This is a genomic window from Burkholderia sp. Ac-20344, from assembly GCF_017104975.1.
Classification (GTDB): Bacteria; Pseudomonadota; Gammaproteobacteria; order Burkholderiales; family Burkholderiaceae; genus Burkholderia.
Window position 1 is genome coordinate 24,199 of the sequence record NZ_JAAGPP010000098.1, and the last position, 11,510, is coordinate 35,708.

The following is an 11,510-nucleotide window of genomic DNA, read 5'->3' on the forward strand; positions in this document are numbered from 1 at the left end:
GTGTGGCGATCAGCGCGTGACGCTGGTCGGCGGGCGCTGGCCGGCGAAGCACGCGGCGAGGTTGGCGAGCACGATCCGGCCCATCTCTTCGCGCGTTTCGCGGGTCGCGCTCGCGCAGTGCGGCTGCACGACGACGCGGTCGAGTTCGAGCAACGCGGCCGGCACGTGCGGTTCGTTCGCGAACACGTCGAGGCCGGCGCCGGCGATCGTGCCGTCGGCGAGCGCGCGAATCAGCGCGGTTTCGTCGACCAGCTTGCCGCGTGCGACATTGATCAGGAATCCTTTGGGGCCGAGCGCGGCGAGCACGTCGGCCGTCACGAGCACGTTGCCGTGATCGGCCGATGCCGCGATCACGAGCACGTCGCTGTCGCGCGCGAGCGCGGCGAGGTCGGGTACGAAGCGATAGCCGCTGTCGAGATGCTCGCGCGGGCCGAAGTAGCTGACGGGCATCCGGAACGCCTGCGCGCGCTGCGCGATCGCGCGCCCGACGCGGCCGAGCCCGACGATGCCGAGCCGCTTGCCGGTCACCTGCGTCGCGAGCGGCTGGGCGGTCTTGCCCCAGCGGCCGGCGCGCACGATCCGCTCGCCGGCGCCGAGGTCGCGCAGCGTCATCAGGATCAGCCCCATCGCCATGTCGGCGACGTCGTCGGTCAGCACGTCGGGTGTCGTCGTCACGTGGATGCCGCGCGCCCGCGCGCGGTCGAGATCGACGGCGTCGGTGCCGATGCCGCTGATCGCGACGATCTCGAGCGCGGGCAGCCGGTCCATCAGCGCGGCGGACAGGCCGTTCGCGCCGCCGGTCACGACACCGCGAATGCGCGCGGCCACGCGATCGAGCAGTGCGTCCGGTTGCTCGGCCGCATACAGCCGGTGCACCGCGTAACGGGCGGACAGTTCGGCGTCGATGGGGGCGGGAAGCGGCTGGGTGAGCAGGATGTCGATGGTCATGAAGGTCTCGGTCGGCGTGCGCGGCGTGGGCCGCGCATCAGGTGCAACCGAGTATAGAAATCGCATCGATATGCGTCTAACATCAAAAGACTATCGATTGATTCAAGATTTGGATGATTGAACTGCACCAGCTTCGCTGCTTCGTCGCCGTGGCCGAGGAACTGCATTTCGGCCGAGCGGCCAAGCGGCTCTTCATGACCCAGCCGCCGCTCAGCCGGCAGATCCAGCTGCTCGAGCATGCGCTCGGCATCGCGCTGCTCGAACGCAGCAGCCGGCAGGTCAGCCTGACCGCGGCCGGCGAGCGGTTCCTGCGCGACGCGCGGCACATCCTCGAATTCTCCGCACGGGCCGAGCAGGCCGCGCAGCGCGTCGCGCATGGCGGCGCCGGGCGCATCACGCTCGGCTTCACGGCGGTCAGCGCGTACCGGATGATCCCGATGCTGCTGGCGCATGCGGCGCACGCGCTGCCGGACGTCGACGTCGAATTGCGCGAGATGGTGTCGACGGTGCAGATCGATGCGCTTGCGTCGCGGATGCTCGACGCGGGCTTCGTGCGCCAGCGGGCCGCGCGCCAGCCGCTCGAATACCGGCTCGTGCAGCGCGAGCCGATGCTGGTCGCGGTCGCGGAGGGTGCGCCGCTCGCCGCGTGCGAACGCATCGGCCCCGACGATCTCGACCGGCAGCCGTTCATCGCGTATTCGCCGAACGAGGGGAAATACTTCCACGACCTGATCTCGGGCCTGTTCGCGAACGCGGGACGGCTGCCGAACTACCTGCATTACGTCGGGCAGACCCATACGATCCTCGGTCTCGTGCGCGCGGGGCTGGGCGCCGCACTCGTGCCGGCGTCGGCGCGCGAACTGCATGTCGACGGCGTGGTGTTCCGGCCGCTGGCGGGCGCCGACGTGGCGGCCGAGCTGTATCTGGCGTGGCGCGCGGACAGCGACAACCCGGCGCTGCCGGTGTTCAACGCGATGGTCGAACGGTTCCTGGCGGGAAGCGCGGACGACGGACGCGCGTGAATGACGGAGGCGGGGCGCAGTACGCGCCTGCCTTGCGTCGATAAGTCGGTTGTCTGACGATTACCGGGGCGGCCCGCTGACAGCGGGATACACAGTCGTTGACACTTCAACCTCCTTGAAACGCCTTCACTGAAGCGGGTTCGGGCATTTCCGGCCCGTATTTCCTGTCGCTCGACACGGGGAAACCCTCATTCCCGATTCATCGGTCGTCGTATTACTGTATCGATACACTAAATCGATACAGTTGCGCTGCGATGCGCACAAGCAAAGGAGACGGCCCATGAATACCCTGACCCGGCGGCGATTTCTGCAGACGGCGTCCGTCGCCACGCTCGCGGCCGCAGGCGGCTTGCCCGGCGTGGCGCGCGCGCAGCCTGCGGTGACGTTGCGTTGCTCGTCGTCGATGCCGGCCGACCAGAACGCCGCGCACTACGTGTGGTACGAGCGTCTGGCGGCGAACCTGAAGGCGAGCGTCGGCGACGCGATTCGCGTCGACTATTTCCCGAACAGCCAGCTCGGCAAGGAGAGCGACGTCGCGCAGCAGGTGAAGATCGGTGCGATCGACATGATGATCGCGGGCTCGTCGATCTGGGCAACGGTGGCGCCGGAACTCGGGATGCTCGATCTCGGCTATCTGTTCGACAGCTATGCGCATGTCGCGAAGGTGCTTGACGGCCCGGTCGGTGCAAGCCTGAACGCGCTGCTGCAAAAGCGCGCGGGCTGCTCGGTGCTGACCTGGGGCTCGCATTTCGGCGGGCGCTGCGTGTTCACGAAGCAGCCCGTGCTCGCGCTGCAGGGGCTGAAGGGCACGAAGCTGCGCGTGCTGCCGACGCCCGCGTTCATGGACACCTTCAAGACGATGGGGGCGGTGCCGACGCCGATTCCGTTCGGCGAGCTGTACATGGCCGTGCAGACGGGCGTCGTCGACGGGCTCGAGCACGACCCGGCCACGGTGCTCGCGAGCAAGTTCGACGAAGTGGTGAAATCGTGCTGGCAATCGCATCACGTGTTCGCCGCGATGACGGTCGTGATGGGGCGGCGCGCGCTCGACCGGATTCCGGCGAACCTGCGCCCTGCGTTCGATCGCGCGGTGGCCGACGCGACCGCGCAGCAGCGCGCGATTGCCGCGCAGAAGGCCGACCAGGCCGAGCAGACGCTGAAGCAGCACGGCATGCGCTTCCATCCGATGGCGCCGGCCGAACGCACGGCGTTGCGGCAGACGATGCACGACCGGCTCTATACGGCCTTCGCCACGCAGTATCCGGCGACCGCGCCGTTGTTTCCGGCGATTGCCGCCGCGCGGGGCTGAACGATGGAGACCTGTTCCGTTTCGGGCGCCGTGGCGGCGCCTGGCGCCGGCCGTCCGGCACGCCGCGTCGCGCGCGTGCTGGACGCGATGCTGCGCGCGATCGAATACGTGTCCGCGGCGGTGCTGGCCGTCGATGTGCTCGTCGTGTTCGTCTCGGTCGTGTGCCGTTATTTCCTGCACGACCCGCTCGACTGGACCGAGGAGGTCGCGAGCGCGTTGATGATCGTGCTGGTGTTTTTCGGTGCGGCGACGGTGCTCGGGCGCAGCCAGCACGTCGGCATCGACCTGTTTCGCGGCTGGCTCCCGGCGCGCTGGCAGGGCGCGCTCGTGCAGATCGGCCACTGGATCGTCGCGGCCGTCTCGCTGAACCTGCTGGTGTCGTCGTGCCAGTTGCTGGCCGATTCGTACGACCAGTTGACGCCGGGCGGGCTGCCGGGCTGGATCAACGTGTACCCGATGATGTTCGGCGCGCTGTTCATGACCGTGTTCGCGCTGGCCAACGCGCTCGACGCGCCGCGCCGCCGCGTGGCCGCCACGCTCGCGTGCTGTGCGGGATGCGCGGCGGCGCTGTACGGATGGAACGTGCTGGTGCCGGCGCACGCGATCGCGCCGGGCATGCTGCTGGCCGCCGGCTTCGTCGGCGGGCTCGTGCTGGGCGTGCCGATCGGCTTCGTGCTCGCGTTCTCGGCGCTGCTGTATTTCCTGGCCGACCCGACACTGCCGCTGCTCGTCTACTCGCAGCAGGTCATGGCCGGCGCCGACCACTTCGTGCTGCTCGCCGTGCCGTTCTTCGTGCTGGCCGGGCTGCTGATGGAATCGAACGGCATGTCCGCGCGGCTCGTCGAACTGCTGCTGCGGATCTTCGGGCGCGTGCGCGGCGGGCTCGGGCTGATCGTGATTCTCGCGACGGCCTGCTTTTCCGGCGTGTCGGGCTCCAAGCTCGCCGACATCGCGGCAGTCGGCGGCGTCGTGATGCCGGCCGTGCGCCGTGCGCGCCAGGATCCCGACGAAACGGCCGCGCTGCTCGCGTGCAGCGCGGTGATGGCCGAGACGATTCCGCCATGCGTGAACATGATCATCATGGGCTTCGTCGCGAACATCTCGATTGCCGGGCTGTTCGTCGCGGGCATCGTGCCGGCCGCGGTGCTGGCCGCGTCGCTCGCGGTGGTCACGGTGATCACCGGGCGCAAGATCGACGTGTCGGCGGTGTTCACGGAACGCCGCGCGTGGCTGCCGCTCGCGGGCGGCGCGCTGGTCGCGCTGGCGATGGTCGCGATGATCGGCAAGGGCGTGACGTCGGGGATCGCGACGTCGACCGAGGTGTCCGCGTTCGCGGTGGTCTATGCGCTCGTGGCGGGCTGGCTCGCGTTTCGCGAACTGACCTGGCGGACGGTCGGGCGTGTGTTCGTGCGTGCCGCGTCGATGGCGGGCGGCATCCTGTTCATCGTCGCCGCGGCGTCGAGCGTGTCGTTCGCGCTGTCGATCGAGCAAATCCCGGCGCTGGTCTCGGGCACAATGACCGCGTTCGCCCATCAGTACGGTGCGACGATGTTCCTGCTGCTCGCGGCGCTGGTCATGGTCGTGTTCGGCGCGGTGCTCGAGGGGGCGCCGGCGCTGATCATCTTCGGGCCGCTGCTTGCACCGATCGCGCTGCAGCTCGGCATCAACCCGCTGCATTTCGGCACGGTCGTGGTGGTGGCGATGGGGCTGGGCCTGTTCGCGCCGCCGGTCGGACTCGGGCTGTTCACGACCTGCGCGATCACGGGCACCGAAGTCCGGCACGTTGCGCGGCCGATGGTGAAATATCTGCTGGTGCTGGTCGCCGCCCTCGTGGCGCTGATTCTCGCGCCGGCGTTTTCGTTGTGGCTGCCGGCCCGTTTCGGCCTGTAGCCGCCTTTTACAGCAAGACGACATGAGTACGATTCAGGACGTGGCACGTCATGCGGCCGTCTCGGTCAGCACGGTTTCGAACGTGCTCAACGGCCGCACCGACCAGATGAAGCAGGAAACGCTCGAACGCGTGAAGGCCGCGATGGAAGTGCTGCAGTACCGGCCCAGCACGCTGGCGCGCCAGCTCAAGACGGGGCACACGCCGCTCGTCGGATTGCTGGTGCCGTCGATGGCGAACCCGATGTACGGCTATATCGCGCGCGAGGTCGAGGCCTGCGCGCAGGAACGGTACGGTCATCGCGTGCTGATCGGCAATACGTATCGCGACGCGCAGAAGGAGGCGTCGTTCTTCGACGACCTGTTCGCGCATGGCGTGCGGCGCGTGATCGTGATCTCGTCGCTGGCCGACGAAAGCCACCTCGAACGTGCGGCCGAGCGCGGGATGACGGTCGTGAGCTACGACCGGCGTGCGACGCCCGGCGAGCTGTCGAAGGTCGATCACGTCACGGCCGACAACGAGGCCGCCGCGCGGCTCGCGACGCGTTGTCTCGTCGACGCGGGACACCGGCGGCTCGCGTTCGCGACGGTCGCCGGCATGACCGTGAGCCGCAGCGACAAGATCCGCGGCTTTCTCGCGACGGCGCGCGACGCGGGCGTCGATGCGCACGCGCGGGTGCTCGACGGCGGGCCGGCGAACGAGTACGGCGATGCCGTGATCGTCGACGTGGGGCGCGCGCTGGGCGTCGCGCTTGCCGCCGATCCGGCGCGGCCGACCGGCATCGTCGCGGTCAACGACCTGTTCGCGCTGGGCCTGATGGCCGGGTTGCGCGACGGCGGCCTGCGCGTGCCGGACGACGTGTCGGTCGTCGGAATGGACGGTCATTTCCTGTCGGCGATTTCCAATCCGGCGCTGACCACGGTGCAACTGCCCGTCACCGAGATGGCCGCGGAAATGGTGCGGCGCGTGATGCGCCCGGATGGCGACACGCCGCCGGCGCCTGAGCCGCACGTGTTCTCCGGCGTGACGCTCATCGAGCGCGCATCGGTCGCGCCGCCGCCGCAAGCGGACGATTCGCACGGAGGCGCCGCATGACGCGCGTCTTCGTCACGCATCCGTCGGGGATGCTCGACCATTATTTCGGCGCGAAGGCGATGCGCGCGCTGCAGGCGATCGCGGACGTCACTTGCAACCCGCTCGATCGCGAACTGGGCACGGACGAACTGGTCGCAGCCGCGCAGGGTTGCGATGCGATGATCGCGTACCGGCAGACGCCCGCGCCGCGTGCGCTGTTCGCCGGGCTGCCGGCACTTGCGGCGTTCCTGCGTTGCGCGGTCGATATCCGCACCGTCGATGTCGACGCGGCGAGCGCGTTCGGCGTGCTGGTCACGCAGGCGAGCCCCGGCTTTGCGCCGGCGGTCGCCGAGTGGACGATCGGCGCGATGATCGATCTCGCGCGCGGTATCGGCCGCTATGCGTCGGCCTACCACCATGGGACGCCACCGGTGCCGCAGATGGGCCGCGAATTGCGCGGCAGCACGCTCGGCCTGATCGGTTACGGACAGATCGCGCGCCACCTTGCGCCGATCGCGACGGCGCTCGGGATGCGCGTGCTCGTCAGCGATCCGTACGTGCGCGTCGACGCGCCGATGCTCGAACAGGTCGAATTCGCGGCGCTGTTGCACGCCGCCGATTTCGTCGTGTGCCTTGCGCCGGCGACGCCGGCCACCGCGAACCTGATCGATGCGGGCGCGCTGGCAGCCATGAAGCCGGGCGCGTATTTCATCAACGCGTCGCGCGGTGAGCTGGTCGACGAGCGGGCGCTGTCCGACGCGCTCGACACCGGCCGGCTCGCAGGCTGTGCACTCGACGTCGGGCGCGCGGCGGACCAGATGCCGACGCCCGCGCTCGCCGCGCATCCGCGGGTGATCGCAACGCCGCATGTCGGCGGCCTGACGCTGCCCGCGGTCGAGCACCAGGCGCTGGAGACGGTCGATCAGCTCGCCGCGCTGCTCGACGGAGGCGTGCCGCGCGGCGCCGTCAACGCGGTGCACGCAACGCGGCTGGCGTGCTGGCGCACGGCGCGGGCAGATACCGGCCCGGGCTTGCGATGAGACCCGACGAGCCTGCCGGGCGCGCGGCCGACGCGTGCGATTGCCACATCCACATCTATGACGACGCGTATCCGCTCGCGCCGACGGCGACGTTCCGTCCGCCGCATGCGCCGGTGGATGCGTATCGCCGGGTGCAGCAGGCACTTGGCCTCGCCCGCGTCGTGATCGTGCAGCCGACCGGCTATGGTGTCGACAACCGTTGCCTGCTCGACGCACTGGCCGCGTTCGGCCAGCAGGCGCGCGGCGTCGCGACGTTGCCGGCCGACGTGCCGGACGCCGAGCTGGCGCGGTTGCACGCGGCGGGCGTGCGCGGCGTCCGGTTCATGATGTTGGCGGGCGGCCTGGCGCGGTGGGACGAACTGGAGCGGGTGGCCGCGCGGATCGGGCCGCTTGGCTGGCATGTCGACCTGCAACTCGACGGCCGGACGCTGCCCGACGTCTTGCCGTTGCTGTCCTCGCTACAGGCAAGTGTCGTGATCGATCACACGGGCAAGTTCCTGACGCCCGTCGCGCCGGACGCGCCGGCGTTTCTCGCGCTGCGGCGCCTGCTCGACCGTGGCCACGCCTGGGTGAAGCTGTCCGCGCCGTACGAGACGTCACGTTCGGGCGCACCCGGTTACGACGATGTCGCGCGTCTCGCCGCCGTGCTGGCGCGCAATCATCCGGCGCGTTGCGTATGGGGCAGCAACTGGCCGCACCCGAACGCGTCGCCGGTCCCTGACGACATGGGCCTGCTCGCCTGGTTGGACGACTGCACGGCGGACGACGCGGTCACCCGCACGATTCTGGCCGACAACCCGGCCGTGCTCTACGGATTCTGAGCCGGCGGCCAGTACGATGCCACGCGTGACAAGCTTTCGATCCGGAAGCTTGCCGATGCGATGGCAAGCAATCCTGACCGGGCACGACAGGTCGCAGTCCTGCGAATCCTTGCCGTGTTGAAAGCTGTTTCGCCATCGGTACACTTTCCCGTCCGCACGCGAGCCGCGACGATGAACGGCGCGCGTTCGGCCCGCCGCATCGCCGCGCCGTCTGCCGTCCCGGATCACAGCATCCTGAAAGGCGCCTACACCGGCGTCTCGTGACGCCCGTCACGCCCATCCTTGCATTGCGCCGCCGGCTTGCCCGACCGCCCGGCGGCACCGGAGTCCGAAGCATTTCGAGTGAGCTTGAAAGAGCCAACGCAAGCAGTTCGGTTCGAGGTTCAAGGAGAAAATCATGTCGCAACTTCCGAATGAAGCAAACGGCAGTTCGGGGAGTGGCAAGGTCAAGCCGATCAAGTGGGCGATCGTCATCTCCGGCGTCGCGATCGCGAAACTCAAGCAGTCGCCGCAGTATCTCGACCTGCTGCACAAGTACTTCGTCAGCGACCAGGCGGTGACGATCGCGGCCGCGTCGGGCGAACACACGGACGTGGTGAAGGCGGGCGACACGCTGAACATGATCGCCGCGAGCAAGCTCGGCAGCGGCCAGCGCCATCGCGAGATTCAACGCCGCAACAACCTCGCCAACCCGAACCTGATCCTGGCAGGCATCTCGTGATTCCGGTGCGCTAGCGGCGGCGTGAAGTGAATGGAGGAGCGTGAAGGGACCTGAAAGACTGCGCGCGGCCCGGCGGATCATAACCGCCGGGCCGCGCGCTTTTCTGCGTCAGTGAGTAATCGACAGGAACAGGTACGCGGCGAACAGCGACAGGTGCACGACGCCGTGCAGCACCGTCGTGCGTCCCTGGCTGAGCGTCAGCGTGCTGACCAGCAGGGTGAGCGCCAGCAGCACGGTTTCCATCGGGCCGATGCCGAGCGTGAGCGGCTGGCCGACCCAGATGAACACGGCCGCGACGGTCGGGATCGTGAGCCCGATACTCGCGAGCGCCGAACCGAGCGCGAGGTTCATGCTGGTCTGCAGGCGATTCGCGCGCGCGGCTGTGACGGCCGCGAGCCCTTCCGGCAGCAGCACGAGCGCGGCGATCACGATACCGACCGCAGCTTCGGGCGCACCGAGCTGCATCACGGCATGCTCGACCGCCGGCGACAGCAGCTTCGCGAGCAGCACGACCGCGACGAGGCTCGCGAACAGCAGCAGCAGGCTGATCAGCGCGGTGCGGCTGCTCGGCGGCGCCGCGTGCACCGATTCGTTCGCGCTGTCGTGCGCGGTGAGGAAGTAGTCGCGGTGACGCACGGTCTGCACGAACACGAATGCGCCGTACAGCACGAGCGACGACATACCGGCGAACGCGAGCTGCGATTTCGAGAAGAACGGGCCCGGTGCGGCGTTCAGGTAGTTCGGCATCACGAGCGACAGCACCGACAGCGACGCCAGCACCGCGAGCGCCTTGCTTGCGCCGCGGCCCTGGAAGTCCTGTTCGCCGTGTTTCCACGCGCCGACCAGCAGGCAGATGCCGACGATGCCGTTGCAGATGATCATCACGGCGGCGAACACGGTGTCGCGTGCGAGGCCCGATTTCTCCGGGCCCGCGCCGAGCATCACCGACACGATCAGCGCGACTTCGATGACGGTCACGGCGACCGCGAGCACGAGCGTGCCGAACGGTTCGCCGACGCGGTGCGCGACGACTTCGGCATGGTGGACGGCGGCGAACACGGCGCCGGCGAGCGCGGCGGCGAACACTGCGATGACGAGGCCTTCGGCCGGCACGACGCGCGACAGCGCGAGGACCAGCCATGCGGCAAGCGGGGCCACGAGGGTCCAGCGCGGGAGCTGGTTGGACGAGAGCGGCATGGAGGGTTTCCTTATGCGAGTGGCGGCGCGCGACGCGCCGTCACGGGTTGATGAAGCCCGGCCGTACTATCCGCCGAACGAGGATGATGAAACCGAAGGGTGACAGCACGCAACGGCGCTGCCCTGGGTTCGCCGCCATGAGGCGGCGAGGGGCGCGGGCGGGCCGGAGCCCGTCGCTGGATGAAACGGTTCGATGCGGCTGGCCGCAAACGGCGAGGCAAGCCCATGTGACGACGCGCGGGCCGGAGGCTCGGTTCCGACCCCGGAAGGGCGGCCGGCGATGGACGGCGGTGGCGACGCGACACGCGGTTTCCCTCTGAAATCCGGTGATTTGTCGAATTTTATCAGGCGTTCGGGGGTCACTATCTCATATTCGAACGCTTTCATTGACCTTTCGGTTTGCAAAAAGTGCCCCGAACCTTCAATTTTTTTGTCTTTGCAGTTTCCGTAACGGTCTCTCGCACGACAAATTCGGGCTCGCCCTGACATAAATCTACCGACCGGTCGGTTTATAATCGCTTGCACTTCCACTTCATGACGGATCGCAAGCGATGGCTGTTTCTTCTGCACATTCGGTGAACTCGGGCGCGCTGGCGCCGTCGGCCGTCGTCGGCGTGATCGGCGCCGGCGCGATGGGCGCGGGCATTGCGCAGGTTGCGGCCGCGGCTGGCCATACGGTGCTGCTGTACGACCTGAACGAAGCCGCTTGCGACAAGGCGCTGGCCGGCATCCGCGCGCAGTTCGCACGGCTCGCGGAGAAAGGCCGGCTCGAACCGGCCCAGGCCGACGCGGCCGGCGCCCGGATTCGCGCGGTGCGTGAACTGGCCGACTTCGCGGGGGCCGCGCTGATCGTCGAGGCGGCGGCCGAGCGGCTCGACGTGAAGCGCGAGATCTTCGCGACGCTCGAGCGCCATGTCGACGACGCGTGCCTGCTGGCGACCAACACGTCGTCGATCTCGATCACGTCGATCGCGGCCGGGCTGCGTGTGCCGCAGCGCGTCGCCGGCCTGCATTTCTTCAACCCGGCGCCGCTGATGGCGCTCGTCGAGGTGGTTAGCGGGCTCGCGACCGCGCCCGAAGTCGCGCAGGCGCTGGTTGCGACGGCCGCCGCGTGGGGCAAGCAGCCCGTGATGGCGAAATCGACGCCGGGCTTCATCGTGAACCGCGTCGCGCGGCCGTATTACGCGGAGGCGCTGCGCGTGCTGAACGAGCAGGGCGGCGCGCCGGCATCGATCGACGCGGTGATGCGCGAGGCCGGCGGCTTCCGGATGGGGCCGTTCGAGCTGATGGACCTGATCGGCCACGACGTGAACTTCGCGGTGACCGAATCGGTGTTCCGCGCGTACTTCAACGATCCGCGCTACACGCCGTCGCTGATCCAGCAGGAACTCGTGAACGCGGGCTTCCTCGGGCGCAAGTCGGGGCGCGGTTTCTATGCGTATGCGGACGGCGCGACGCCGCCCGCGCCCGATCTCGAAGCACCGCGCGAC

At 68.8% G+C, this 11,510-nt stretch carries 11 protein-coding genes; 9 read left to right on the forward strand and 2 right to left on the reverse strand.

Features of this window, described 5'->3' with window-relative positions:
* Positions 1–9: 9 nt before the first annotated feature.
* Positions 10–948: a 2-hydroxyacid dehydrogenase gene (locus G3N64_RS26150; RefSeq protein WP_205786495.1), complete on the reverse strand. Its 939-nt coding sequence runs from the start codon at positions 946–948 to the stop codon at positions 10–12.
* On the opposite strand from G3N64_RS26150, the gene G3N64_RS40240 reads away from it, so the two are divergent.
* The 8 genes from G3N64_RS40240 to G3N64_RS26185 all read left to right on the forward strand — a co-directional run bounded on the left by G3N64_RS40240 (position 947) and on the right by G3N64_RS26185 (position 8,823).
* The gene (locus G3N64_RS40240; RefSeq protein WP_277399131.1) at positions 947–1,069 is read left to right on the forward strand and encodes a hypothetical protein; all 123 of its coding nucleotides are present in this window, start codon (positions 947–949) and stop codon (positions 1,067–1,069) included. The two genes, G3N64_RS26150 and G3N64_RS40240, sit on opposite strands and share 2 nt — an antisense overlap.
* On the forward strand, positions 1,062–1,970 hold the full coding sequence (locus G3N64_RS26155) for a LysR substrate-binding domain-containing protein (RefSeq protein WP_205786496.1): 909 nt from the start codon (positions 1,062–1,064) through the stop codon (positions 1,968–1,970). Before G3N64_RS40240 ends, G3N64_RS26155 begins: the two co-directional genes overlap by 8 nt.
* 280 nt (positions 1,971–2,250) lie before the next feature.
* Positions 2,251–3,279, forward strand: a complete 1,029-nt coding sequence (locus G3N64_RS26160; RefSeq protein WP_205786497.1) for a TRAP transporter substrate-binding protein — start codon at positions 2,251–2,253, stop codon at positions 3,277–3,279.
* Positions 3,280–3,282: 3 nt separating this feature from the next.
* A complete protein-coding gene (locus G3N64_RS26165; protein ID WP_205786498.1) occupies positions 3,283–5,169 on the forward strand; it encodes a TRAP transporter large permease subunit in 1,887 nt (628 codons plus the stop codon).
* A 22-nt stretch (positions 5,170–5,191) separates the two neighbouring features.
* Positions 5,192–6,262 (forward strand): LacI family DNA-binding transcriptional regulator, encoded by a 1,071-nt coding sequence (locus G3N64_RS26170; RefSeq protein WP_205786499.1) that lies wholly within the window; start codon positions 5,192–5,194, stop codon positions 6,260–6,262.
* A complete protein-coding gene (locus G3N64_RS26175) occupies positions 6,259–7,281 on the forward strand; it encodes a hydroxyacid dehydrogenase (protein ID WP_205786500.1) in 1,023 nt (340 codons plus the stop codon). Before G3N64_RS26170 ends, G3N64_RS26175 begins: the two co-directional genes overlap by 4 nt.
* Entirely contained in the window at positions 7,278–8,102 is an 825-nt protein-coding gene (locus tag G3N64_RS26180) for an amidohydrolase family protein (RefSeq protein ID WP_205786501.1), read from the forward strand. The genes G3N64_RS26175 and G3N64_RS26180 overlap by 4 nt, the downstream gene beginning before the upstream one ends.
* A 397-nt stretch (positions 8,103–8,499) precedes the next feature.
* A complete protein-coding gene (locus G3N64_RS26185; protein ID WP_241021220.1) occupies positions 8,500–8,823 on the forward strand; it encodes a LysM domain-containing protein in 324 nt (107 codons plus the stop codon).
* A gap of 108 nt (positions 8,824–8,931) precedes the next feature.
* On the opposite strand, the gene G3N64_RS26190 is transcribed toward G3N64_RS26185, so the two are convergent.
* Entirely contained in the window at positions 8,932–10,020 is a 1,089-nt protein-coding gene (locus tag G3N64_RS26190) for an ionic transporter y4hA (protein WP_205786502.1), read from the reverse strand.
* A gap of 551 nt (positions 10,021–10,571) precedes the next feature.
* Between G3N64_RS26190 and G3N64_RS26195 the strand changes: the two genes are divergently transcribed.
* A partial coding sequence (locus G3N64_RS26195) for a 3-hydroxyacyl-CoA dehydrogenase NAD-binding domain-containing protein (protein ID WP_241021221.1) occupies positions 10,572–11,510 on the forward strand: 939 nt, incomplete at its 3' end.